This is a genomic window from Alteromonas antoniana, assembly GCF_019249295.1.
Classification (GTDB): Bacteria; Pseudomonadota; Gammaproteobacteria; order Enterobacterales; family Alteromonadaceae; genus Alteromonas; species Alteromonas antoniana.
Genome location: NZ_JAESDH010000010.1, coordinates 111,347 through 137,821 on the forward strand (window position 1 = coordinate 111,347; position 26,475 = coordinate 137,821).

Genomic DNA, 26,475 nt, shown 5'->3' on the forward strand with positions numbered 1-26,475 from the left:
GAAGATATCGATGGATTTGCAGCGCATAATACCGATCCTCATTGTATGGATACTTAGTGGCGCGGCTCATAGCGAGCCGCTGAAAAGTGCGGTTTCACCCGATTTTCCTAAAGGGCTGCATTTTCATTACCTAAAATACATTGAAGAAAAGCTGGCTACGCCTGTTGAGATTTCGCAAATGCCGTTTGCCCGGCGCATTTACTCGCTGGAGTCCGGTGATATCGACATGATGGTGGGTCTTCAGGCTGGCAGGGAAGGAAATTTTATCTATGTTTTTCCCGCCTACGAATCGTTAACACATACATTATTTGTGCGTCGTGAAAATGTCAGTAAGATTGACTCGAAAGAAGCCTTATACCATGCCGTGATCGCATTTACCCGGCAAGGACGATATTCAGACACGTTGCTCTCGATGCCGCAGGCCTTTCAAATCAACGTGGAGTCGCTGGATCAGAAAATCGCAATGCTGATGCATCATCGAATAGATGGGTTTGTACATTTTAGTGATAGCGCCAGGTCTCGCATTCAAGTGCAGGGGGTGCAAAATGACATCGTCGAATCCGCTTATCAGCCTGAACAGGCACACAACTTTCATCTGGCAATTCGTCGCGGGTTGCCAGTCAGATTACAGGCAAGACTAACTCGTATTGTCAGTGAGGGGATAGCCGCGGGTAACTTTGCGGATATCCGGGAGGCATACTACAGTGATAATCAACCTGTCCTGAATGTGCCATCTCAGTAATTTATGATGCGTACCATTGTCATCAAATAACAGTGAGCGAATGTGAGAAACTTTACCTGCCAGTGTGGTAATACGGTGTACTTTGCCAACACGCAATGCCTTTCCTGCAACCGGCCACTGGGCTTCATCAGTGAGATGGGGGTTATGGCGTCGTTTAACGTCAGCGACAATGGAGACTGGGTGACGCCATTGTCAGATAAGCGTTACCGGCCGTGTGTTAATTATGCGTCTAACCATATTTGCAACTGGATGGTTGAGAACACATCAGACAAGAGCTTGTGTCACTCGTGTGAGTTGACCAAGATCATTCCCGATCAATCCAAAGAGTTAAATGCGAAACGCTGGTATCGAATGGAGCATGCAAAAAGACGTTTACTTTTTACGCTGATATCGCTGGGACTGCCCATCTGGAGTCAACGGCCAGGCAAGCCACAGCTTCAGTTTCAGTTTTTAGAAGATGTTGAGGAAGATGAATATGGTCAGGAGCTCACTGTAAAATCTACGGTTATTACCGGCCATAGCAACGGAATGATCACGCTGAACCTGAAAGAAGCCGAAGACAGCTCACGTATCATGATGCGGGAGAGAATGAACGAACGATATCGCACATTGGTAGGCCATTTTCGACATGAATCAGGTCATTTTTACTGGGACTGGTTTATTCGCGACAGCGAAAAGCTGGACGAGTTTCGCGCTATTTTCGGGGATGAACGTCAGGATTATACCCAATCTTTGCAAACCTATTATAAAAATGGCCCCGTTTCAGACTGGCAGGAACGTTATATCAGCGCCTACGCCAGTGCGCACCCGTGGGAAGATTGGGCTGAATCCTGGGCTCACTATCTGCATATCGTTGATACGCTGGAAACTGCCGATGAATATGATGTGGCGGTAGGGCATCAACAGGTAAACGCGCCGGTTAATCAGCATAAGGGAGTGGATTTCGACCGCCTTTTTGATGATTGGGGCAGACTGACAACCGTGCTTAACGCCTTAAACAGAAGTATGGGACTTGATGACGCATACCCCTTCCTTATTCCTGCGGCGGCCTCAGAAAAGCTCAGGTATATTCACAATCTGATACAAGGTGAGTAACTCCTTCTTTGCAGATTTCCTATATGCGAAAGCAGGGGCAAGCGCAGCTCGTCCCTGACCTGATTACCGCATGATCAGCTTTTTTCCCACTCAAACCGCGGAAGACGGTTGAATGTGCGCTTTAAGCCCTGAGTCCATTGCTTTTGCATGGATTTATACATTGGGCTATTCATTGTAAAAGTCTGATGGTAAGGCGCTTCCATTGTCCCCGCCGTCATAATAGACAGTTCAATAGGGGGCCCTACAGAGATATTACTGCGGATTGTTGAGTCGAGCGATACCATCGCGCAGCGCGCGGCATCCTCGAGACTGGTAGTCGGTGTGATTATTCTGTCGAGAATTGGTTTGCCATATTTGTTCTCACCAATCTGAAGATAAGGTGTATCCGTTGACGTAGAAACGAAGTTACCCTGTGGGTATATCATAAAAATTTCGTGAGACTTGCCGTTAATCTGACCACCAAGTATAAAACTTGACTCGGCGCTGTTACCGCTTTTCTCCATTGCTTTTTCATGACGTCTTTGCTCTTTCTGGCTCAATTCGCCTATGTATTGTGCGACCTCATGAAGATAATTACCACTACGCAGTGTGAACTCAGCCTCAGGATCCTCAAGATCACGTTTTATGGCATTCACTACAGCTTGTGAGGTGGCAAGACTGCCTGAGGTAAGCAAAACCAGAACGCGCTCACCTGGCCACACAAAACGCGTCATTTTGCTGTAAGTGGCGATATAATCGACGCCTGCGTTCGTTCGTGAGTCCGATGCAAACACCACACCTTTATTGACTTTAATAGCAAGACAATAGGTCACGTTAATCCTCTGAAAAATAACGAATCATAATGCCCATAGCATGGCGTGTGTTGTTTGTTTTCGCAATTAAAACTTGCGGAATTTAATGTAAGGCAACTGCCAGACGATTTATTTGAGTCAACCTTAACTCTGGCTGGAAAATAACAGCGCTCGTTTACAAGTAAAAACAGTTGGCGGTCAGTACCTTATTGATTTTTCGAACCAAACACGATTAGATGAGTATAAATTCTGAACAGAGTGGAAAAGGGAACGAATATGGCGATCAGGTGGGGAAACTATAAAACCGGACCGTTCTTTGATGAACTCATTGAAGGGCGAAATAAACCGCGGCCGGCAGCAAAAGATTTATGTCAGTACCTGCGGTCCCTGTCAGATGCAGAATTGCTGGATTACAAGACCGCAGCGTCTTCAGCCATCCACGTAATGGGGATTACCTTTACCGTTTATTCAGAAGAGGAGGGGTCAATCGACCGGGCCTGGCCTTTTGACATTATCCCAAGAATTATCGATAAATCTGAATGGAAGGAAGTGGAAAAGGGACTAAAACAGCGCGTGAAAGCGCTGAATATGTTTATCGACGATATTTACAATGACCAGAATGTCATCAAGGACAATATCGTACCGGAATCCATTTTAACCCAGTCAAAAAATTTCCTGCCAGAGTGCATGGGAGTGTCGCCGCCTCTTGGGGTGTGGGCACATATCTGCGGCTCTGATTTGGTTCGCGACCAGCATGGCACTATTTATGTGCTGGAAGATAACCTGCGCGTTCCATCAGGCGTTTCTTACATGCTTGAAAACCGCCATGTTATGAAGCGCGTTTTTCCTGAGCTTTTTGAAAAGTACAATATTCTTCCTGTCGATGATTATCCGTCTCAGTTGTACAACATGCTGTGTGAACTCTCACCACGCGATATTGAGCAACCAGAGATCGTTGTATTGACCCCGGGTATTTTTAACTCAGCCTATTTTGAGCATGCGTATCTTGCGCAACAAATGGGGGCTGAACTGGTTGTCGGCAGTGATCTGGTCGTGGATGATGATGACATTGTTTACATGCGAACCGTGGAAGGATTATCTCGGGTTGATGTCATCTACCGGCGCATTGACGATGCATTTCTGGATCCGGAAGCCTTTCGTGAAGATTCCATGCTAGGGGTAAAAGGCCTCATGCGTGCATGGAAAGCGGGCAATATCGCCCTCGCAAATGCACCCGGGGCAGGGGTAGCGGATGATAAAGTTGTTTATGCTTTTGTTCCCGACATTATTCGATACTACCTGAAAGAGGAGCCGCTGCTTGAAAACGTTCCGACCTACAAATGCATCAATAAAGATGAACGCGATTATGTTATTGAACATATTGATGAGATGGTGGTTAAACCGGCCAATGAGTCTGGCGGCTACGGCATGTTAATAGGTCCGCATGCGACAAAAGCGGAGCGGGAAAAATTTGTCCGCCTCATTCGTCGCGATCCACGAAACTATGTGGCGCAACCCATGCTACTGTTATCAACGGCCCCTACACTTATCGATACAAAAGCGGAGGGAAGGCATTTAGACTTGCGGCCCTTTATTTTGTCTGGCAGCAGCGTGTCTGTAACAACCGGGGGACTAACCCGTGTTGCCATGCGCAAAGGATCGACCGTCGTCAACTCTTCGCAGGGTGGCGGGAGTAAAGACACCTGGATTGTGGATATGGAGGCCTAATCAGATGCTATCACGTGTTGCTAATCATATTTACTGGATGGCCAGATACCTTGAGCGAGCCGAAAATACGGCAAGATTGATACAGGTAAATACCCACTTGTTACTGGACTTACCCAAAAACGTTACCCTCGGCTGGGAACCTATCATCGATATGTTATCGTTTCGCGATACGTTCTATGAACGCTACAGCGAACCCGACGAAAAAAGCGTGATCCGGTTTATGGTAATGGATACCTCAAATCCAGGCTCTATTATTAATTCACTGGCAAGCGCACGGGAAAACGCGCGCATCGTCCGGGAAATCATTCCTTCTGAGGCGTGGGAGCTGATTAACCAGCTTCATCTTCAGGCTAAAGAAGATGGTCAGAGTGTGTTAACCCGCCGGCACCGCTTTAATTGCCTGAATCGGGTTATAACGGGAAACCAGACCATTACCGGACTGGTGGGCGGTACCATGAACCGCGATAACGCCTACGCTTTTTTACGTCTTGGACGTCACCTGGAGCGCGCAGATATGACAACCCGAATCATCGATGTGCGGTCTGCGTCGCTGTTACCGGGACTTGCGGACGACAATGCTGCATTTGAGAACATACAGTGGATGGGCGTGTTGAAATCGTTAACGGCCTATCAAATGTACAGACAAGAGATGCGCTTGCGGATCCAGCGTGCTGATATACTGGAATTTCTGTTACAACGAGATACGTTTCCGCGTTCGCTCAGCCATTCCTTGGGCCAAATTGTTAAGTGTGTATCTGAATTACCGAAGCCAGAAAAAGTCATTGAGTCTGTCAACAATGTGAAAAAAGAACTGCAGTCTCTGGATACCAAGACGCTTAAGCAGGCAAAGCTTCATGATGTCATGGATGAGATACAGGTTCATTTGCTGGACGTTCATAACACAATTGATCAGACCTATTTCTGATTAACAACAGGAAGCATTATCTACAAAAGCCAGTAGGGTATGAAATTAAGACAGATATAGTTGACTATATCTGGCTACTTAATTTCTGCCCTTCTGTCCTGTGTTTTAAAAGACCCTATTCAGGAGGATTACACCTTAAATGTGCTGACGTTTTTGTTTAGCGCATTTGCAATCTCACTGACTTCTTTGCTAACGCTTCCTGCCTCACTAACTTGTTTCAGGTTATGCTGACTTAAGGACTGAAGCGATGAAGTATTGTTATTAATTTCGTCGACCACAGTGCTTTGCTCTTCGGTTGCAGTTGCAATCTGATAAATCATCTCATTCGCTTTTTCTACGCAACTCTTAACCTCTGTCAGCGCTTTGGACAGTTCGTTAGATGATTCCAGTACAACCGTGACTTCAGTATTCCCTCGTTCAATAGCAGATACTGCCTCCGACACGCGGTTTTCCAGTCCTGCGAGCATACTGTTAATGTCTTCGGTCGATTTTTGCGTGCGACTGGCCAGTGTTCGAACCTCGTCAGCAACCACCGCAAAACCGCGGCCCTGTTCGCCCGCTCTGGCCGCTTCAATTGCAGCATTAAGTGCCAGTAAATTTGTCTGCTCAGCAATATCGCGTATCACATCCAGCACTGCGACAATATTTTTAGAGTCATTTGCAAGTTCCATGATGACGCTATTTGCGTGCTGAACAGATGTGTTTAGCTGCGTAATACTTTTTGACGAATGTGTTACCACGTCTGTTGCTTTGTTGCTGGAATCAGACGCCGCCTGGGTATTGCCAAGGGCTGACTGGCTGTTTTCTGCAACTTCATGAACGGCGTGATTGAGTTCGTTTACTGCGGTGGCTATATGGTCAAGATTACTGTCTTGCTCGCTGGTGTTAAGTTCTACTGTGTCTGTACTGTTCTTAAGTGTACCAACGGTATTTCCCAACTGGTCTGCCTGTTTTTTAATATCGATTATCAGTGACTGAAGGTTTTGCATCAGTCTATTGAACGTTCTTGCCAGGATGGTAATTTCATCTTTACCAGACTCGTCGAGCCGACTTCTGAGATCGCCTTCACCTTCACTGATGTTATCCATGACGCTGATAAGATTATTCAGACGCGTGGTCACAAGTTTAGGCCCCACCACAATAGAAATGATAGAGGCCACAAGAACAATAAGAATCACTAAAAACAGGATATTGCGTTGCCGTTCACCGGCAGACTTTGCTTCTGCAGTGACCTCGTCGGCCTTCGCTTTGATACTTTCTCCTACCTTGTCATAGTGTGTTCTGACTGAGTCGAAACGATCTATCAGCTCCCCATTCAGCAGGTTTATAGCTTGCGCTGTATTGTTATTCTGAAGTGCTGAAATTACCTCTTCGGCAGAACGCTTCCAGGCATTAAAATCTTTATCGAAACCGGTTATTGATGTGACCAAATCAGGGTATTTCTGGACAATATCCGAAACCTCATACATGCGATCCTGAGGTACGGCCACGATTCGTGATAAATCGACCAAAAAATAGTTTAACCATATGAAATATATTGAATATCTCAACGAACTAACAGCAGACTTTGCGCTATTGATACACTGTTTGTTATATTCGTACTTTCAACTTAGAATTTTACTACCCACTTCAGTACCGACAATACGGTTAAATTATGTATGTAATTGGTCAACTTGCCAAATTGGCAAGCGTAAACGTTGAGACCGTTAGATATTATGAACGGTGCGGCTTAATTGAACAGCCCCAAAAACCCGTTAAAGGTTATCGTCGTTATCCTGAGACGACTTTGAATCGCATTCGGTTTATCAAACGTGCTCAAGAGTTAGGGTTTTCCTTGGATGAGATCGCTAACTTGCTGATGCTGGAAGAGACTTCTTGCCAAGAAGTACAAAGTATAGCAAACCACAAACTTGCCAGTGTTCGTGCAAAAATGGCTGATCTACGCCGCTTAGAAACCAGTCTTAATGATTTACTGAAACAATGTGCAAGCAACACTGAACAGGCACATTGCCCGATTATTACTTCCCTTCTCCCAGAAAACAACTAATAACAATCGCTAAACCCCTTGACTCCGTACTTGGATACGGAGTTTATACTGTTTTCTATCAGAACATTTGAAGTGGAGTAAGCCATGGCAAAAAACGATACCAGTTTACCGCTAGTTGGTGGTATTGCTGCTGCTATTGGTGCTGGGCTTTGTTGTGCTGGGCCCTTAGTCTTGTTACTACTAGGCGTTAGTGGTTCTTGGATTGGCAATCTGACCGTATTGGAGCCATACCGCCCTATTTTTATCTTGCTGGTACTGGTTTTATTTAGTTTTGCCGGTTGGAAAGTTTATCGACCTATAGAAGAGTGTGAGCCTGGAACCGCTTGTGCAATGCCACAAGTACGTAAGCGCCGGCAGATCATTTTCTGGGTAACCGCCTTCATTGCATTAATATTAGTCACTAGCAATTACTGGATTATCTGGTTTGCTTAATTATATCGTTGAGAAATAACCCTTGGAGAAGAAGATGAAAAAAATTGCACTATTATCCCTACTATCAATACTTAGCTTGGGTGCGTTTGCCAAGCAGCAAACAGTCATGCTTGAAGTTCCCACGATGACCTGCGTAACTTGTCCGATTACGGTGGAAAAAGCATTGCAACAGGTTGAGGGAGTTACCAAAGCTGAAGTGACCTTCGAAGATAAGTTAGCCGTGGTCACTTTTGATGATGAAAAAACTACGGTGGAAAAGCTGACCGAGGCCACAAAAAATGCCGGCTATCCATCTGTGGTAAAGCAATAAAGGACGAATACTAATGAAGAACCTGCTGAGTCTTTTTACCCGCATTGGCGACAAAGCCAGCTCATTAGGTGCCGTGGTGTCTGCCATGGGTTGTGCCATGTGCTTTCCGGCCATCGCCAGCTTGGGGGCAGCCATCGGGCAGGGTTCCTCAGTCAGTGGTAGTGGTTCTTTATCAATACACTCTTGCCTATATTGGCTTGGGTTAGCCTAATAGTTAACGGACTTGGCTGGATTGGTCACAAGCAGTGGCATCGTAACCTGCTTGGTATGCTAGGGCCTATTCTGTTGTTGCTATCACTTTATCCGTTCTTTCAATATGCCTGGAGCACTTATGTGACGTACTCAGCCTTGGCACTGATGGTAGCGGTATCAATCTGGGATATTTTTTCGCCAGCGAATAAACGCTGTGACAATGAAAGTTGTGTGCTTCCTGCCGACAACACTCACTCAAATCCATAAGGAGGTCTTTATGCGTAAATTCTCCATCTCTGGAATGACTTGTGAAAGATGCCCTCAGCAGATCGAAGATGCCTTGATCGTCATGCCTGGCGTCAGAAATGCCACCGTTTTTTATACGAAATCCAGTGCAGTCGTCGAAGCAGAATCTGATGTCAATGAACAGACGCTAATCAATACCATCAAAGCTCTTGGCTACACGGCTCAACCTGTCGCGTTAGATGGCTGCGATAGTGAAGATGTGACTGACAAAAAGTCGCTGCATGTCGCTATCATCGGTACTGGCTCGGCTGCTTTTGCTTGTGCTATCAAGGCAGTGGAAAATGGAGCACAAGTCACACTCGTTGAAGCTGGAGATGTGATCGGAGGTTGTTGTGTTAATGTCGGTTGTGTACCTTCGAAAATTCTGCTCCGGGCTGCCCAGCTGGCTGAACAGCAGCGTAACAATCCTTTCGACGGTCTAGAAAATCATGAACCTTCTTTGGATCGTAGCTTGTTAGCGAAACAACAAACTGCACGCGTGGAAGAGTTACGTGCCGCCAAATATCAGCATATTCTGGATACCAATCCAGCATTGTCATTGGTACAAGGTTATGCATCTTTTAAAGATACTCATACCTTAACTATTCGCAACAAAGATGGTTACGAGCAAGAGCTGGTTGCAGATCGCTTTTTGATTGCCAGCGGCAGTCAGCCATCTATTCCTCCTATTCCAGGCCTGGTTGATACCCCTTATTGGACTTCGACGGAAGCTTTATTCGAAACTGAGCTACCTGAGCACTTGTTAGTGATAGGCTCTTCAGTTGTGGCTGTCGAACTTGCTCAAGCTTATCGTCGGCTGGGTGCAGAGGTCACTATCTTGGCTCGCAGTACTTTATTGCTCCGTGAAGACCCACTGTTGGGAGAAGGCTTAACCGTAGCTTTTGAACAGGAAGGCATTCGCGTACTGGAACATACCCAAGCCAGTCAGGTGTCTTATGAAGATAATAAGTTTATCCTTGATACCGAGCAAGGAGAAATTCGTGGCGATAAATTGCTGGTCGCCACCGGCCGTGCACCTAATACCGGTAAGCTTAATCTTGCCGCTGCCGGTGTAGAAAAAGAGGCCAATGGAGCGGTCACTGTAGGTGATCAGATGCGCACATCACAGTCACATATTTACGCAGCAGGTGATTGTAGTAACATGCCGCAACTGGTTTATGTCGCGGCAGCGGCAGGCAGTCGTGCAGGGATTAACATGACAGGGGGTGAAGCTCGGTTGAATCTATCCGCGATGCCAGCCGTGATCTTTACCGAACCGCAGGTAGCAACGGTAGGGTTGTCAGAACAAGAAGCTCATGCACAGAATATTGAGACCGAAAGTCGAGTATTGCCACTGGAAAACGTGCCTCGAGCACTGGCTAACTTCGACTCTCAGGGTTTCATCAAACTGGTGGTTGAAGCTGGCTCCCAACGCCTGATCGGAGCCCAAGTATTAGCTCATGATGGCGGCGAGATTATCCAGAGCGCGGCACTGGCGATTCACAACCACATGACAGTGGATGACTTAGCGGATCAATTGTTTCCTTATTTAACTATGGTGGAAGGCCTGAAGCTTTGTGCACAAACTTTCAGTAAAGATATTAAAGAACTGTCTTGCTGTGCTGGGTAAGCTTTATCTTTCGTCAGAAAAGATATTTATGAGTCTGCTTTTGGTTTCCAGTGATACGGTACTACCAATTTACTGCATATTTCTTCGTGGAAAGTTTCTTCAGTAACTGTTTGAGAGCTAGCCTCAAGCAAGATATTTGGCCACAATAGGAGATGTGATCATCTGAATTACTGCAAAGAATGTGGCTGGTATTACTATTTCTGATGGCAACCGGGATGCAGCCACAAAAGCCGCTGCAATGCTAAATTCTTTTTTGCTGACAGTAAATAGGTATGCGATGACTTCCGGTCGGTCTGTCGTTATAAACCGTGAAGCCATTCCAATTAAGTAGCCACAAAGATTTAGACTTAAAGCTGCTCCAGCAATTACAAAAGCATACTATCCATAACCAATGATGGTTTCTGCATTGGAAGCCACTACCGCAAGTAATATTACAAGATAGAAGACTGACCCAATTCCTGCGTAAGTCGAATCATGCTTTGAAATAATCGTCGGAAAGTTGGTGCGTAAGGTTACACCGAGAATTGTAGGCACTAAAACAACTAGAGCTAACTCCAGGATGATGGAAACGAGAGGGACTTCTAGCTGTATCCCTGTCAGCCATAGAAAAAGGAGCGGAACTACGAAAGGAGAAAAGGCTGTATTGACCGCATTGAAAAAGGCGACCAGTCAAGAAGCCTGCAATTGAATCGGGCCATAGACGAGCCCCATTGCCAAAAACTGTCTTGACGGTTTGCGAAAGACTATTCGTACGGCATGTGCATCAAATGTAAGGCTGATCACAAACATCAGAATCACAAGTAAAGGGGCTATTGAGGAGTCGAGGTACTTCCCGGATTCGGGCAATATCAGGCCAACTCCAGCTACAATAATCACAAACCAAACAAGATTTGATTCAACGAAATAAATTAATCGACGCATAGGTCAAGGGTACCAGTTACAGTGCGGCCACAATATAAATTATAGCTGTACACTCCCAATTACAGAGCTTGAGAATCATCGCGACATTGCTCATTTGTCATTTCAAGCTCAATGGTCGTATGCTCTAAATTAAATTTACTCAATCGTTCTGCTATGGACTTTTTTAACTCCAGTTGCTGTTGAGTAGACAGTGCCTCTTGTAGAGCTAGATGAGCAGTAAGTACATGATGCTCTCCATCCAATGACCACAAGTGCAGGTGATGGATACTATCCACTTCTTTGAGTTCTATTAAGGTTTTATAAACTGATTTTGACAGTTCTTTGTCAGGGATTGCCTGTAAAAATAACCTTATAGTGTGCCAAAGGTTTTTAGCAACATTAATTAAAATATAGAGAGTGAAAAGAATTGATAAAGCTGGGTCAAGAATGGGCCAGTCAACAAAAAGAAGTACGATGGAAACGATTAAAACTGCAACCCAACCCAGTACATCTTCCAATAAATGCCAATTGAGTACACGCTCATTAAGAGTTTTGCCTTTACTTAATTTATAAGCCGCAAACCCATTAACTAGCACCCCAAACACGGCTAAGGCGATCATGCCCTCAACTATAGGCATTTCTGGTTGCAGGAGTTTAGGGATAGCTTCTGTCAGAACCCAGACGGAACCAATAATGAGGACTAGACCATTAATAAGTGCACCGAACAATGATAACCGGCGGTAACCATAGGTGAACTCTGAATTTGAACCTTTTTCACTAACTTTACTGAGAAACCAAGCAAATCCGATGGATAAACTGTCGCCAAGATCATGAACGGCGTCGGCCATGATGGCGGTACTATTGGTTAAGATACCTCCTATAAATTCGATAATGGTAAAGGTGACATTCAGAAAAAATGCCCAACCTATACGATTATTTGAACCATGTGAGTGCGAATGATCATGCATTTAAGATTACCTCTTGTGGAGCTCTATTCCTACCTTAGGATTTGATCTTCAATATACGAATACCGCCAACTAAAACAATTAATCCAATGATAAACCCAATGATTAAGTCTGGATATTGTGAGCCCGTCCATGCCACTAATCCTCCGGCAATAATAACGCCTGCGTTAGCGATGACATCGTTAGCAGAAAAAATCCAACTTGCTCTCATGTGAGCGCCGCCATTTCGCTTTTTGGCAATTAAGATTAAGCACCAGACATTTGCTACCAAGGCAATTAAGCCAAACACCATCATAAGGTTTGACTCAGGCTCACTCCCTTGAACCAGTCTCCTCACAACTTCTGTTAATACACCCAGAGCTAATATAATCTGTAACCATCCTGATATATGCGCTGCACGGAGTTTTTTTCGGACGCCATGCCCAACGGCGTATAGTGCCACCCCATACACTGCTGCATCGGCAAACATATCCAATGAATCAGCTATCAATCCGGTCGATTGTGCCCACCAGCCGATAACAAGTTCTGTAATAAACATCACTGCATTAATAGCTAATAGCATTTTAAGTATCCCAGCTTCCTCTGCTTCTTCATTTTGTGCCGTCAACCTTGCTTTATGGATAATCTCGCTGTCCACAGCGTTAGTTGATTCCAATCTAGCCCCAAGCCCAAGAGACGTTATCCGGTCTTCTACCATGTCCCTGAGTTCAAGGTGATGAAGCACTCTAACTATGCGTTTATGTGTATCAAACTCGAGGATTACACTTGGCTCAAGACTGTCCAGTGCCATTCGGATCATGCTTTCCTCTGATGGGCAGTCCATTTTAGGAACGTGGTATTCGCTTACATGTGCCCCTTCAAATAACTTGTCGTCGTTAGTAATATCTTGTGTTTCATCTGTAGCATCTGCTTTGCAGTCACGGTTACATTTCTGGCTCATAGGTATACCTTGCATTTTTTGATATTGGCTTTCCCCCTCCCCGATCACTATAGTCTAAAGCGGAGAGTCCTCGATACGAAAATGGGCGAGCTTTCAGCATTAATGGGGTGTTGGTTCAAACCATCTTGCTATTATAAAGTATTGCCGACTCCAAAATAGAGCCGGCAGATTGCTAGTTAGTGTTTCTCCTTCAACTTACCTTTTGAAAACCAGGCAAACAGAACGGGCAACACAAACAGTGTTAAAAATGTGGCTGTTATCAGCCCGCCTACGATAACACTGGCAAGCGGTTTTTGTATCTCTGCGCCAACGCCATTTGATAGCAACATCGGTATTAAACCTAACGCAGATGTCACTGCTGTCATCAATACCGGTCTAAGCCTGGATACGGCACCATCAAAAGCGGCTTCACTGACAGGTAGGCCATCCTTGATACGCTGATTGATACTTTCAACCATCACTACACCGTTAAGTACCGCGACGCCAAACAGGGTAATAAATCCGACCGAGCTGGGCACTGATAAATACTGCCCTGACAGCCAGAGTGAGAACACCCCACCAATAACGGCTAGAGGTACATTTACCAGGATCAGCATAGCCTGACCAACCGAAGCAAAGGCAAAGTAAAGCAACAAGGCAATAAGCGCCAGCGATAATGGCACGACCAGCGACAGACGCTTTTGTGCTCGCTGTTGATTTTCGAATTGTCCACCTATATCCACGGAGTAACCCGTTGGCAAATCAACTTGTTCAGCAATCGCTGCGCGAATATCTGCTACCACACTGCCCATATCACGCCCTTGCACATTGGCCTGAACGACTACTCTGCGCTGAACATCATCGCGGCGAACCTGCGGCGGGCCGGAAGCAATATTTACAGAGGCTACATCACCAAGGCGAACCCAGGCTCCTGAAGGTGCCTGCAAACGAAGGTCAGCAATAGTTTCGCGATCTTGGCGAAAACGTTCATCCAACCGAACATAGATATCATAACGTTCGTTACCATTGATGATTTGTCCAGCGCTGGCACCGCCAAGCCCATTTCGAACCACTTCCATGACATCCGCTACGTCGAGTCCATAACGAGACAATGCGCGGCGATTGGGCTTTACGACCAATTGAGCTTCACCGACAATTTGCTCCATGGCAACATCACGCGTACCGTCGATCTTTTTGACCACTGCCTCAATTGCCTGCCCTTTTTCAGCCAGCACATCAAGATCTTTACCAAAGAGTTTTATCGCTAGTTGCGCTTTAACCCCCGATAACAGCTCATCCACACGGGTGGCAATTGGTTGTGAAAAATTGAACAGCAATCCGGGATGTTGTTCCAGCTTTTGCTCCATCAGGGATTGAAGTTCATAACGATTATCGGCGCTGGTCCATTCTGGCACTGGCTTAAGACCAATATAGATCTCAATGTTATTCACTGGCTCTGGATCACCGCCAATTTCGGCACGTCCAATGCGTGATAACGCATAGGTGACTTCCGGGAATTCCATCAGCATTGCTTCGAGTTTTGGAGCGACTTCAAGCGCAGTATCCAGGCTGGAGGACGGAGCGAGAGTTACCCGGAGGTTGACCGTTCCTTCTTCGAGTTCAGGCACAAACTCGGTACCCAGACGCGGTATTACTAAAGCTGCCGCAACCACGAGCGTTACAGCAATACCAACGACGACCTTACTGTGGCTCATAGCCCACGACAAACCCTTGCGGTAGAGTTTATCAAGTGGTTTCAAGACGAAACTCTCCCGCGGGCGTATCCCTTTGCGAAACAGGTAGGTGGCTAATGCTGGGACTATGATTAAAGCTACAACCAGCGCGGACAGCATAGACAGCATGATACTGATAGCCATCGGCTGGAACAGTTTGGCTTCGACCCCTTCGAAACTGAATAGCGGCATGAAGACAACTAAAATAATTGCTGTCGCAAAAAATATAGGTCTTGCTACCTCTCTGCCAGCTTCTTGCAAGCGTAAAGCAATCCCATGGCTATCATGAGCTGCATCAACAGGATCTGGATCATCCTGAACCATTGTCTGTCTATCTTTGTCATGGGTGGCATCGGGATGGGTCAAATGTTTGAACATGTTTTCGACCATCACTACAGAGCCATCCACGAGCATGCCAATGGCCACGGCAATACCGCCTAGAGACATTAAGTTTGCCGAAAGACCAAACCACGCCATCACCATCAAAGCAATACCGATGGAAATTGGAATTGAGATCAGTACCAGTAAGGTAGCACGCAAATTCATTAGGAACAGCGCCAAAATGACCACAATGAAGACAAACGCCAGTAACAGAGCATTGACAACGGTATCAACCGCTTGCGTCACCAGATCGGCCTGATCATAGTAAGCCTCGAACTTAACTCCTTCCGGTAACGCCTGATTAATACGCTCGATACGGGCATTAACCCCATCAATGGTGCTTTTGGTATTGGCGCCTAAACGTTTTAATACAATGCCTGAGACGACTTCGCCTAGTGTCTCAACTTTCCCATCCGAAGTTCGGCGTGTCATGGTCACTGCGCCCTGGCGGATTTCGCTACCCAGATTCACTTTGGCTACATCCGATACGGTGATAGTGGTGCCATCCACCGTTTTCAGGGGAACTTGACGGATCTGCTCCAGCCCTTGCTTGCCATGATCGAGCCAGCCGGTACCTCGGATCACCAATTGCTCCTGACCACGGTTCATATACCAGCCGCCAACATTGGTGTTGTTACGCTCCAGAGCCGCCATGATATCGTCCTGGGTCAGATCGTAAGATAACAGCTTTGACGGATTCAGATCGACCTGATACTGACGCACCTCACCGCCGAAAGACAGCACATCAGTCACGCCTTCGGCCGGGATAAGCAACAACTTGACCACCCAGTCATTTAAGCTGCGTAGCTCCATGGCATCGAAACCCGAACCGGGTTCGGCAACCAGTAAATACTGATAGACTTGCCCCAGCCCAGAAGTGTTTGGCCCCATTTCGGGTGTACCAACGCCCTCTGGAATCAGCTCTTTGGCAGCCTGAAGTCGCTCGAATACCAGTTGCCGGGCAAAGTAAATATCAGTGCCTTCCTTAAACACAACAGTAACGCCAGACAAGCCAGTCTTTGAAATAGACCTTACTTCTTCTACATCAGGCAGAGCGTACATGACAGCTTCAATCGGATAGGTTATCAGCTGCTCGACTTCCTCAGCAGCCAAGCCAGGAGCTTCAGTATTGACCGAGACCTGAACGTTGGTAACATCCGGAAATGCATCAAGATTCAGCCTTGGAATAATAAAAAAGGCGCTGACCGTTAGTGTAATGAGCGCAATCGCCACCAGCAAACGGTTAGTGACCGCCCAATCGACAATTCGATTAAACATAGAGTCTCCTTAATGCTTAGTGGTTATGCGGATCAAAACCGCCTTTGGCGATTTGTGAAGCAACAAAAAAGGCACCGTCGGTAACAATACGTGTTCCGGGAACAATGCCGTTAATTTCACGCAACGAACCTAGTGCTCGCTTTAGTTCAACTTCTTGAGAGCGAAACTGCCCTGGACTCTCTTCTACAAAAATTGCCCAGTCTCCATCGGGATTTCGCATCAGTGCTGACTCTGGCACAGCCAATACCGGCTCTTCTGTACGAAAACGGAAGAAGACCTCTGCAAACTGTCCCGGATGCAGCCTATGCTCCAGGTTGTCCACCAATAAGCGCACTGTTCGGGTTCGTGTAACGGGGTTTATGGTATGTGCTTCTTGGGATACCTTGCCTTGAATTCGGATATCACCAGCCACAATGTCAGCCAATGTACCGAGCGGAAGTGATATAGACTGATCTGCTGGAAGGTGTGCTTCGACCCAGAGCTGCTTCTCATTGGCCAGCTTGATCAGAGGAGAACCAGCTTCGACGCGCTGCCCCTGCTCGAAGTCGTCAGATAACACAGAACCATCGGTTTCGGCACGTAGGGTATATTCGCCCAATGCCTTAATATCTTGCGATGCCAGAGACTGCAAATCTGACTCAGCTAACCCATAGGCCTGCAACGTTGCCCGAGCAGCCTCCCAGCTGGTTTTGGCCTGGATATAACGCTGCTCTCCAACGGTTTTGCGACCGAGCTTGCGGACTCTTTCCCATTCAGGCCAAGCGGTGCGATAGTCTGCCTGGGCCTGCGCCACATCCTCACTGAACAGGGTTACCAGTGGCTGACCTTGTTCGACATGAGCGCCCAATGCTACGTGACGACGTAATACAACGGAAGCTACTCGCGGTGACACTATGTAGCTAGTGTATCCATTAGAAAGAACTTCCCCTGGTGCGTAGAACTCATAATCAACGCGCTCGGCAGTGAGAGGAGCAACCTGGATATCAGCAATCGTCATTTGAGTAGCATTTAGTGCCGTAGTGGCAGAAGCTTCTTCTTGATGCCCATGTCCATCTTCTTCAGTATTACTTTCGCTGTGTCCCGCATCATCATGACTTTCATTGTGGGAACTATCGCTAGACCCATGTTTTGTATCACCATGACGCTCATGTTCATCCGTGGCATTTGATGGGTGCTCCTTGTGAGACGCATCATCCTTATGCTCAATAACCTCTTGAGCAGGCTTGCTCTTATCATGTTCGTGCGCCTCACCACTCATCGTTTCTGCAAGCCCTATGCTTGGTGCAGTCATTGCGGCGCTTAGCATCGCTATCAATAATCTATTCATGTTCATTATCCTATCTTTAATTCAGTGGCTTAGTCGCAGTTGGTGCAACAGCTCTGAGCTGGCCGGAGTGCAGCAACACTTCGGTTAACGCAAGTTGTGTGTGCTTTTCGAGTGAGATTCCTGCCAGCAGGCTCTCCGAACGCTGGTTGAGAGCGAGCAGGTAGTCAGTTGTTGATAGGTCGCCGCTTCGCCACTGGCGTTCCAACAAGTCAGCACTATTTTCAACTCTGCCACGAGCTAGCTCGAGCCAGCGTCGGTATTGCTCGTCATAACGTTTCCAGGCAGCTTGTGCAGCCTGCCAGTCAAACCGTAGATTGCGATAAACGGCCAAGAATCGGGCCTCTGCTTCTAGTGCTGCACGATTAGCCACACGAGTTTCGGCACTGTAGTCATTACGTACATTCAAAGGAATCGAGAAGGTCAGGCCGACAGTATTTTCTCCACCGTCGCGACCAGCATTGACTCCAAAGGTCGGCTCTGCTTTGGCTGCGCGGCGGGTTGCTACGGCCTCTTCCTTGATGGACTTCCAGCGAGCCTGAGCGCTGGCAACATAGGGATGTTGTAACAACTCCTGGTCAGTAATGGACACTGGCTCCGAAGGCCAGAAATCTTCGGGAATGCCTCCTTTTTCAGGAGTCCACTGTGGCAAAAGTTCGCGCACTCTGCTTTCTGCTTTTTGCAAAGCGACTTCAAGCTCAGCGACCTGTGCCAGCTGTTTTGATAAAGATAGAAAGGTGAGTTCAGCATCAATAGTGCCTATATCCCCTGCTTTTTGGCGCTTTTCAGCCACTTGCAATAATGCATTAAGCTGCTCTTTTTGTGCCTGAGCAATAATGGCGGCTTCATTACTGGCACGCCACTCAACCAATGCTGATAGAGCCTCAGCAGTCTTACTCATAACCTGTTGCTGATACTGGGCTTTGGCTGCTTGTCGGATAAAAGCCGCTTGCTGCTGTTTAGCACCTCGTCTATCCCACCAGTCAACCGTTTGAGAAACACCTACACGGTAGTTATTTTCTTCACCAACCTGTTCCAGCTCAGAAGATAACTCCGGGTTGTAAAGTGGCTGTTCCGCTGCGTCCGCAGTAGCTTCCGAGCCTTGCAGTTGCTCGCGGGCCGCGATGATGTCTGGGTGCTGCTTTATCTGTGATGCCAGCCAGCGCTCCCAATCAACGGGTTGCGCTTGCGCCGAAGCCGACAGCAAATAAATAACGGCACACATCGCATAAGAAACGGATAGTTTCTTCATGAAATTTCCTCACAATTAAAATCAAAGTACATCAGGTACAGCTGGGTTGGCATTTGCACAACGCTATACCTCAGAATAAAAGTTTATTTGTACTGTATTTAACTGATCGGAGGGGGATTATCAGGGAAGGCTATATGGGAACGGTAATGGGAAGGGTTGCCTAAAATAGCACCCTTTTGATAAAGAGAAGCAGAGATATCTTGGCGACCCAGAAAGAAAGGGTGTGATGAGCCATGACAGTGACAACAATGGTGGCAATCAAGCTGGTAGCTTTTGCTCTTTTCTGATTCTAACCAACGCTTGTCATCATCTGGTATTGGAGAAGAGTGAGCTTTTTGATGCTCGTGATCAAAAGTAAGATGCTCAGAACCGGATTGATGAAACTGATGAACGTCCGCCACAGCAACTACCGATTGCAGGGCAATCAATATGGCTAGAGCGAAAGTTAAAAGTTGACGGTTCACGGTAAAAAAGAGTCTCTACTCGTTCTCATAAATGCAGGGCAGTAGACTAGCAGATTATCAGTTAGTTCACAAAAGATAAGTGGATACTAACCAACTATTACACAGCTTTGTGCTTAAAGGCTAGCTTTTAGACTTGGCTACTTCCTGTTTTTTTGCGAGTTTCTCGGGCGATTTCAATTCCTCAACCTCATGCTCTAGCTGAACAACGGAAGTGTTTAGCTCATTGTTTTCTTTGGTTATAGCATCAAGTTGCGCTAGTAGCTCCTCTCTGTCAGTACTGGCTGACTGCACCTGTTCAGTTAACGCTTTTAATGAGTTTTGAAGTTCGCGCTGTGACTTGGCCAACAACCGCTTTTCGGTGATTAGCTCAGCGTTCTGACGGTTCAACTGCGTGAGTTCTGACTGTTGAGAGGCAATGGTTTGCCCCAGCTTTCGCTGCTCTGCTCGCAATCCCGACACTTCTTCAGCGTGCTTGCGCTCTTGTTGATCACGCTGTTCTTTAGCGGATTCGCGGAAGTGGCTCAAGTTGTCATAACTGTGTTGCAGACTCTTCTCCAGATCGATAATTCGTTCATCTTTTTGTCCACAAACAGCTGTAAGTTCTTTCAAGTCACTTTGAATACCTTGCAACTCAGTGTTCAGTTGCTCACTCTCACGGCTGGCAGTATTGAGCTTCGCCTGTAGTGAGTGAATGTTATCACTTAGAGCTTTATTTTGCTCTGTGGCTTGGCTTAACGACTCCTCAAGTCCTGACTTTTCTTGATTCCAAGACTTACGCTCTTTATCAAAGGCTTGCTCCATGTCTTCAATGGTTTTATTCGCTTCAGCGTTGAGCCTGGCAGCAAGCTGGCTTACCAGGTGCCCAATGGCGTCGGAGACTTTGACCTCGGTGAGTGTACCGTTAGTACGGGTCTTTTTAATGTCTTTGAGGTATTTTGAGATGGTGGTTTTGGAGCCAGTGTTACCCAGCTCAGCTCGTATTGCATCAATTGATGGGTTATTTACACCCTGTGAAGTCAATGATTTATATGCTTTTTCAACGTCAAATTGAGAGATGCCTGTGCGCGCCATTTTTTAAGTCTCTGATTATTTTGCAATGTAATACATAATATGTATATACATATTATTACTGTGTCATCTACGTGTCTATAGCTTTCGAAAATTCATTTTAGATAATAGTAGATTATCTATTGTGATAGACATTTTTGGACGATATGATGAGATAAAGTCGTACATAACACGCATATATGCCCGATTCTAAAAATATTGATTTAGTGAGTTTTTACGTCAACGCAGCCACTCGCGAAAATACGGTACGCAGTTACCGTACCGCCATTGAACACTATGAGCGTCACTGGGGGGGACTCTTACCTGCCACTCCAACTGCGATTGCACAGTATCTCAGTCACTACGCTGATAAGCTGACTTCAAGCACCTTAGCACACCGGTTGGCCGTACTTGCAAAATGGCATCATGAATACGGTTTTCCAGATCCTACGAAAGCACCATTAGTAAAAAAAGTAATGAAAGGTATCCGAGCAACGCATGCATACCAAACCAAGCAGGCTCGGCCTCTCCAATTAGAAGAATTGAAAATCATTATTCAGTGGCTTGAGGAGTCGATAAAGGAGTCAAAGGATTATAGGAAAGGCTTGAGACTCATTCGAAATAAAGCCATTCTGCTACTCGGGTTCTGGCGTGCTTTTCGAGCAGATGAGCTCACTAATATCCATGTTGAGTACGTGACCATGATCCCCAACAAGGGAATGTCACTGTATTTTCCTACTACGAAAGGCGATAGGGATAATAAAGGGGTGACCTATAAAGTTCCAGCTTTGCAAAAACTCTGCCCTGTCACTGCTTATCAGGACTGGGTTACGGCCGCTGAATTAAGCAAAGGACCGCTATTTGTAGGGATCGACCGCTGGGGACATTTTAATCATAAGAGCATGACATCCAATACAATCATTAATATTGTTCGAGAGTGTGCAAGTGGTGCTGGACTATTACACCCTGATGCCTTTAGTAGTCATTCGTTACGACGGGGGTTCGCATCCTGGGCCGACAGTAATGGCTGGAGCCTTAAAGAGCTTATGGAATATGTAGGTTGGAAAGATCCAAAAACGGCGCTTCGTTACATTGGTTCATCGCATAAGATTCAGCAACACTTTATTGAACAGCTAAAATAATGCAGTACAGTGACTGGGCCACTTCATCATGAGTTTTAAGCATGAATTCAGTATAGATTGAACTTGGACACTAAACGTCTTGCGCAAGTTTAATAAACTTCTCAGCACTAAAATTACTTTAGATAAACTGCAAGGTGATTGTGGCTGAGCTAAACAGTCGAACATTTTGTAATGTAACCAAATAATCAGACCTCCTAGCTGGCCTCGAGATCCGTCGCTGGTATTTATATCTCTATGACAACAATCAATGAAACCGCTTACCCGCGCATTAAACCTAACATGAGTCAGTCTGAATTACAGTCTGTATATACACCCACCCCCGAGGATATTGCCTATGTTCGCCAGCAGCGCCGGCGCAAATTGGATCAGCTTGCCCTGTTAGTCCATATTAAATTAACTCAGCGTTTGGGGTATTTTCTCAAGTCTCCTGACATCCCTAACAAGATTATTAGTCATATTTCTGAGCAGATGAAAATGAGGAGCGCTCCGAGAAAGTACTTATCACGGTTCGATAGAGGTGGAAGTCGAACCCGGTTAAAGGCTTTAGTGAGAAGGTATCTAGACATTAAGCTAATTGAAAGCAATGATAAAACAACATTATTGCTTCATAAGCTGTCATCCGAAGCATCTGAGAAAAAGCATGAAATCGCTGATATTATCAATATAGTCATTGAAGGGTTGGTTAAACAGCGCTATGAATTACCCGGCTTCTCAACTCTGGTAAAATACGCTAAATCAGCTAAAAAGCAAGTCAACGATGCCTATTTCAAGCAAACGCATAGAAAGCTGAATCATGAGCTGACAGCTGAGTTGGATAGAATGCTTAATAGCTCTGGAAGTAAAACACGCTGGGACTCGATTAAACGAGAAGTTAAAAAACCCACGAATAAAGAAGTCAAAAGCTACCTTCAACATTTACAATGGTTACAAGGCCTAGTCGAACGCTTACCAAATATGGAGTTCCTACCGTTAACGAAGAAACATCATTTCACTTTAGAGGCTCGTTCATTGGATGCTTTTCACTTAAAAGAAATGAAGCAGGCCAAACGTTACACACTGATGGTGTTGATGATCCAATCAAAATTAAGTCAATCCTTAGACGACGTGGCGGGTATCTTTAAACGAAAATTGAATAAGTTGCACCAATCTGCGGAGACCCGACTGATGGAATACCATCAGGAGCATACACAGCGAACGGAAAAACTTATCAGCCAGTTTCGTAATGTCTTAAAAACTTATGGTGATAATGAAGCTGGCGTACCGCCATCACTGTCGGATATTCGAAACGCCATGAGCGAAGAGCCAGCGATACTATTAGCTGAGTGTGAAGAGCACTTAGCCTATGCTGGAAATAATTATTATCCCTTTATGCTTAAATTGTATAAACCGCAACGTGCCCAGCTTCTGAACTGTTTGGAGCTTTTAGAGTTAGGGTCATCATCTGAAGATAGCTCGATTCTACTGGCGCTAGAAACCATTCTGGAGTATCGAAATACCCACAAGCAGGAACTGGGTCACTATGAGGAGTTTGTCGCGCAGCCCTGGGTGAACGATAAATGGAAGAAGCTGATATTCAACGCAGACACGAAAACGGTCAACCGTAAATACTTTGAGTTGTGTGTTCTGTCTCGGATCAAGAATGAACTCAGCTCAGGTGATTTATTCATTCGTTACAGCCTGGAACATTCAGATTATCGCAAAGAACTAATCAGTTGGGATGAATACGAGCAAGGTTTATCTGAATATACTGACATGCTAGGTTTTTCAAAGGATAGCAAAACCTTTGCAACTGAATTAAAGAAAACTCTCAGCGAATTATCAACTCAGGTGGACGAGCAATTTCAATCCAATGAGTTTCTTGATTTCAATAATGATCAGCTTGTGATTAGAAGACATCAGAATATCCCTGAGCCCCAACAACTCAAGAAGCTTGATGAAGCCTTACGGGACTCTCTTGAGGAAAAGAGCATTGTCGATATTCTGGTAGAATCCGAGCAATGGCTGGACGCCCACAAATTGTTTAAGCCTGTATCTGGATTTGAAAGCAAACTTGATAATCCTCGTAAACGCTTTATATCGACCCTTTTTTGTTATGGCTGCAATCTTGGGCCAACTCAAACAGCTCGCTCAATCAAGACCTTAAGCCGTAAGCAAGTTGCTTGGCTGAATTTAAAGTATGTCACTGAAGAGAAACTTGAAAAAGCTATTGTAAAAACCGTGAATGCTTATAACAAGTTTGAGCTGCCATCCTTCTGGGGATCAGGTAAATCAGCATCAGCTGATGGTACCAAGTGGAACGTGTACGAACAGAACCTATTATCAGAGTATCATATCCGTTATGGGGGGTATGGCGGTATAGGTTATTATCACGTCTCGGACACTTACATAGCTTTATTCAGCCACTTCATTCCGTGTGGCGTTTATGAAGCTATCTACATCCTTGATGGCCTCATTAAGAATGAATCGGACATACAGCCGGATGTGATCCATGGAGACACTCAAGCTCAAAGCACAACCGTTTTTGGCCTGGCTCATTTGCTAGGTATTGACTTGATGCCCCGAATACGAAACATCAAGAAGCTGGTATTTTACAAAGCTGACGGTCGAACCAAGTACAAGCATATAAACCGTTTGTTCCGAGGTAATATCAATTGGTCATTGATTGAACGACACCTGCCCGATATGTTACGTGTGGCACTGTCTATTCAGGCAGGAAAAATATCACCGTCTACAATTTTAAAACGTTTGGGAACTTACAGCCGTAAAAACCGACTGTATTTTGCCTTTCGTGAGTTGGGTAGAGCGATACGAACTATATTCTTACTGAAGTACATTAGCGATGTGGAGCTCAGGCGCACCATTCATTCTGCTACCAATAAAAGTGAAGAGTTCAATAACTTCACCAAGTGGTTGTTCTTTGGGGGTGACGGTATTATTGCGGAAAATGTGCGACATGAACAGCGGAAGGTCATTAAGTATAATCAGCTTGTGGCTAATCTGGTTATTTTGCATAACGTTCAATCCATGACAGAAGTTCTGTCGCAATTGAAACAACGTCAAATGCCAATTTCAGAAGAGGTGTTGAAGTTTCTTTCGCCATATCGAACTGAGCATATTAATCGCTTCGGCGATTACCATCTCGATTTAAGTAAAAAGCGAAAGCCCCTAAACTACAAACTTGACATCATAAAAAGCCAAAGCCCGCAGTAATACGGTTGGACGAGATTTTACATTTTGTTGTATACAGCGTCGGTAAATATATTAAATGGAAAACTTCAAATAGACTTATCTGATAACTTCGCAAAGCAAAATCAACAGTTTGACTTGAATTTTTCTTTTAATTCAAGTGGTTAATTATTTTATTGGTCGATTTGTTACGAATCGTGGCCGTACCTCATCCTGTGCTTGCTGGGCGTTCTCACGAAAATCAGCAAGCAGTTGTGCATTATTTGAACTTCCGCTTTGAGATGCATTATTAATTACAAGGCTCTGAATAGCAGTAAGTGACTGATATAAATCACGATCTGCATTTAGCGTAAGATTGACTGAATCGATGAACGTGGTTGAAAGTTCATGCGCATCTTTTGACAACCTCGCACCACCAGTAATGCTGAGAATACTCACTACAATGACTAAGAGGCTTACGAACACGAGCGGAATAGCAAATTTCGTACGAATGGTTAGCTGACTCGAATCCATCATAAAATCCTCGAAGTAACTGCTAAAAAAGTAAAGTCTCTAAAAAATTAGTTAAAATTGGCGAATATGCAAGGTGACTTGATATTTTCAGCGTGAATGTCATTGGTCTATAGCTTATATACCTTTCACCAATAAGTTGAAGATTATGAAAGTCAGGTTGGTAGCTGTTGTGATGGCGGTAGCTTTTTCACACACACCGATAGTCCACGCGGATGGTCTGGGAGAGTTTTACAGCCGAATAAACGTAAATGCACAGTCATCAGAAGAAGGCGAGGGCAGGTTTACTGAAATCCGAAGTAACAACTCCTGGCTAGGCGTACGCGGAGATGTTGCTATTGATGACGATTTATCAGTGATTTATCGCCTTGAATGGAAAGTCGATATTATGCAGGAAAAAGGCCAGGACAATCTTACTGAAAGACCCCAATATATTGGTATCCGTTCAGAAAATTTTGGTGAAGTTACCATAGGCAGAAACTTCACTCCAACCTGGGCAATAGGAAGAGCAGGGGACTTATATAATCACTATGAAGGCGATGTTAATGCTCTGTGGAAAGGAGATAATCGCCTGGCTGACGTTGTTAGTTACACCAGCCCTTCTTTCAATAATTTTCATGTAGAAGCGCTTTATCAGGCTGAAAAAACAGCCGATGGAGACGCCGCTTATTCTGGCGGTATTTTTTATGGGGATAGAAAGCTCAAAAAAACAAAAATCTATGCGAGTATTTCCCACGATTGGGATGTGAAAGATTACAATGTGACCCGTGCAATCACGAGGTTTAACCTGGCCGGCGCCAAAATTACCGGTATTTATCACACTCAGGAGCCTGATGGTGGTGGCGAAAGCCGGGATGGCTATTTAGTTAATTTGAGTTATCTCCTCGGCAAAATAGACTACCGCCTACAATATCAAACCCTGGAAGATGATATGACCTATAGCATTGGGGCCGATTATCGATTTACTGACCGCTTTAAGCTATACACCTGGTATACGAAGATTGACAAGGAAGACGTTGAAGACAACAGCTATCTGGCAGTCGGTTTCCAGTATGACTTCGTTGTGGCCTATTAGAGCAATGTCACTGTGAGAGCTGCTTTATCCTTAATCTTACTAATAACTGCTTCCATGGCGTACGGTAGCCAATCGTCCAATCAGATAACATTAGCTACACAGATACACCAGGATATTGACAG

At 45.4% G+C, this 26,475-nt stretch carries 22 protein-coding genes and 2 pseudogenes; 12 read left to right on the top strand and 12 right to left on the bottom strand.

The window, feature by feature from the left end; genetic code table 11:
• Nucleotides 1–10: 10 nt before the first annotated feature.
• Nucleotides 11–742: a substrate-binding periplasmic protein gene (locus tag JKP77_RS10415; RefSeq protein ID WP_218311129.1), complete on the top strand. Its 732-nt coding sequence runs from the start codon at nt 11–13 to the stop codon at nt 740–742.
• A gap of 42 nt (nt 743–784) precedes the next feature.
• Nucleotides 785–1,837 (top strand): zinc-binding metallopeptidase family protein, encoded by a 1,053-nt coding sequence (locus JKP77_RS10420; protein WP_218311130.1) that lies wholly within the window; start codon nt 785–787, stop codon nt 1,835–1,837.
• A gap of 74 nt (nt 1,838–1,911) precedes the next feature.
• On the opposite strand, the gene JKP77_RS10425 is transcribed toward JKP77_RS10420, so the two are convergent.
• Nucleotides 1,912–2,649, bottom strand: a complete 738-nt coding sequence (locus tag JKP77_RS10425) for a proteasome-type protease (RefSeq protein ID WP_218311131.1) — start codon at nt 2,647–2,649, stop codon at nt 1,912–1,914.
• Between the two features lie 255 nt (nt 2,650–2,904).
• On the opposite strand from JKP77_RS10425, the gene JKP77_RS10430 reads away from it, so the two are divergent.
• Complete coding sequence (locus JKP77_RS10430) at nt 2,905–4,356, top strand: circularly permuted type 2 ATP-grasp protein (protein WP_218311132.1); 1,452 nt, start codon at nt 2,905–2,907, stop codon at nt 4,354–4,356.
• Between the two features lie 4 nt (nt 4,357–4,360).
• On the top strand, nt 4,361–5,281 hold the full coding sequence (locus tag JKP77_RS10435; RefSeq protein ID WP_218311133.1) for an alpha-E domain-containing protein: 921 nt from the start codon (nt 4,361–4,363) through the stop codon (nt 5,279–5,281).
• A gap of 128 nt (nt 5,282–5,409) precedes the next feature.
• On the opposite strand, the gene JKP77_RS22735 is transcribed toward JKP77_RS10435, so the two are convergent.
• A complete protein-coding gene (locus JKP77_RS22735; RefSeq protein ID WP_420840065.1) occupies nt 5,410–6,270 on the bottom strand; it encodes a methyl-accepting chemotaxis protein in 861 nt (286 codons plus the stop codon).
• Nucleotides 6,268–6,750, bottom strand: a pseudogene (locus JKP77_RS22740) (HAMP domain-containing protein); the annotation flags it as partial. The pseudogene JKP77_RS22740 and the gene JKP77_RS22735, both read right to left, overlap by 3 nt.
• A gap of 182 nt (nt 6,751–6,932) precedes the next feature.
• On the opposite strand from JKP77_RS22740, the gene merR reads away from it, so the two are divergent.
• The 5 genes and pseudogenes from merR (at nt 6,933) to merA (ending at nt 10,177) form a co-directional block, all read left to right on the top strand.
• Nucleotides 6,933–7,328 (top strand): Hg(II)-responsive transcriptional regulator, encoded by a 396-nt coding sequence (merR, locus tag JKP77_RS10445; protein ID WP_425292844.1) that lies wholly within the window; start codon nt 6,933–6,935, stop codon nt 7,326–7,328.
• An 84-nt stretch (nt 7,329–7,412) separates the two neighbouring features.
• Nucleotides 7,413–7,760: a mercuric transporter MerT family protein gene (locus JKP77_RS10450; RefSeq protein ID WP_012801203.1), complete on the top strand. Its 348-nt coding sequence runs from the start codon at nt 7,413–7,415 to the stop codon at nt 7,758–7,760.
• Between the two features lie 34 nt (nt 7,761–7,794).
• The gene (gene merP, locus JKP77_RS10455) at nt 7,795–8,070 is read left to right on the top strand and encodes a mercury resistance system periplasmic binding protein MerP (RefSeq protein WP_012801202.1); all 276 of its coding nucleotides are present in this window, start codon (nt 7,795–7,797) and stop codon (nt 8,068–8,070) included.
• Nucleotides 8,071–8,083: 13 nt separating this feature from the next.
• A pseudogene (merC, locus tag JKP77_RS10460) lies at nt 8,084–8,529 on the top strand (organomercurial transporter MerC).
• A 10-nt stretch (nt 8,530–8,539) separates the two neighbouring features.
• Nucleotides 8,540–10,177 carry a mercury(II) reductase gene (gene merA, locus JKP77_RS10465; RefSeq protein WP_012801201.1) on the top strand — a complete coding sequence of 546 codons (1,638 nt, stop codon included), beginning with the start codon at nt 8,540–8,542 and terminating at the stop codon, nt 10,175–10,177.
• Between the two features lie 378 nt (nt 10,178–10,555).
• Here merA and JKP77_RS22745 read toward each other — a convergent pair whose 3' ends face one another.
• From JKP77_RS22745 to JKP77_RS10505, 8 genes are all read right to left on the bottom strand, one after another.
• Complete coding sequence (locus tag JKP77_RS22745) at nt 10,556–10,846, bottom strand: bile acid:sodium symporter (protein WP_197047990.1); 291 nt, start codon at nt 10,844–10,846, stop codon at nt 10,556–10,558.
• 311 nt (nt 10,847–11,157) lie between these two features.
• Nucleotides 11,158–12,045, bottom strand: coding sequence for a cation diffusion facilitator family transporter (locus tag JKP77_RS10475; RefSeq protein ID WP_045980004.1), 888 nt, complete (start codon nt 12,043–12,045; stop codon nt 11,158–11,160).
• Between the two features lie 34 nt (nt 12,046–12,079).
• Nucleotides 12,080–12,982: a cation efflux transmembrane domain-containing protein gene (locus JKP77_RS10480; protein ID WP_045980005.1), complete on the bottom strand. Its 903-nt coding sequence runs from the start codon at nt 12,980–12,982 to the stop codon at nt 12,080–12,082.
• Nucleotides 12,983–13,158: 176 nt separating this feature from the next.
• Nucleotides 13,159–16,353, bottom strand: coding sequence for an efflux RND transporter permease subunit (locus JKP77_RS10485; protein ID WP_018624877.1), 3,195 nt, complete (start codon nt 16,351–16,353; stop codon nt 13,159–13,161).
• A gap of 16 nt (nt 16,354–16,369) precedes the next feature.
• Nucleotides 16,370–17,686 carry an efflux RND transporter periplasmic adaptor subunit gene (locus tag JKP77_RS10490; protein ID WP_246601166.1) on the bottom strand — a complete coding sequence of 439 codons (1,317 nt, stop codon included), beginning with the start codon at nt 17,684–17,686 and terminating at the stop codon, nt 16,370–16,372.
• Nucleotides 17,687–17,696: 10 nt separating this feature from the next.
• On the bottom strand, nt 17,697–18,929 hold the full coding sequence (locus tag JKP77_RS10495) for a TolC family protein (protein WP_045980007.1): 1,233 nt from the start codon (nt 18,927–18,929) through the stop codon (nt 17,697–17,699).
• Between the two features lie 98 nt (nt 18,930–19,027).
• Nucleotides 19,028–19,393 (bottom strand): hypothetical protein, encoded by a 366-nt coding sequence (locus JKP77_RS10500; RefSeq protein WP_106646697.1) that lies wholly within the window; start codon nt 19,391–19,393, stop codon nt 19,028–19,030.
• 120 nt (nt 19,394–19,513) lie between these two features.
• Entirely contained in the window at nt 19,514–20,464 is a 951-nt protein-coding gene (locus JKP77_RS10505; protein WP_018624881.1) for a DNA-binding protein, read from the bottom strand.
• 176 nt (nt 20,465–20,640) lie between these two features.
• Here JKP77_RS10505 and JKP77_RS10510 point away from each other — a divergent pair, with 176 nt between their 5' ends.
• Both JKP77_RS10510 and JKP77_RS10515 read left to right on the top strand, forming a co-directional pair.
• A complete protein-coding gene (locus JKP77_RS10510) occupies nt 20,641–21,582 on the top strand; it encodes a site-specific integrase (RefSeq protein ID WP_053909437.1) in 942 nt (313 codons plus the stop codon).
• Nucleotides 21,583–21,816: 234 nt separating this feature from the next.
• Nucleotides 21,817–24,792: a Tn3 family transposase gene (locus JKP77_RS10515; RefSeq protein ID WP_049586311.1), complete on the top strand. Its 2,976-nt coding sequence runs from the start codon at nt 21,817–21,819 to the stop codon at nt 24,790–24,792.
• Between the two features lie 144 nt (nt 24,793–24,936).
• Here JKP77_RS10515 and JKP77_RS10520 read toward each other — a convergent pair whose 3' ends face one another.
• Nucleotides 24,937–25,284, bottom strand: a complete 348-nt coding sequence (locus tag JKP77_RS10520; RefSeq protein WP_218311135.1) for a hypothetical protein — start codon at nt 25,282–25,284, stop codon at nt 24,937–24,939.
• 142 nt (nt 25,285–25,426) lie between these two features.
• On the opposite strand from JKP77_RS10520, the gene JKP77_RS10525 reads away from it, so the two are divergent.
• Complete coding sequence (locus JKP77_RS10525) at nt 25,427–26,353, top strand: porin (protein ID WP_218311136.1); 927 nt, start codon at nt 25,427–25,429, stop codon at nt 26,351–26,353.
• Nucleotides 26,354–26,475 lie beyond the last annotated feature (122 nt).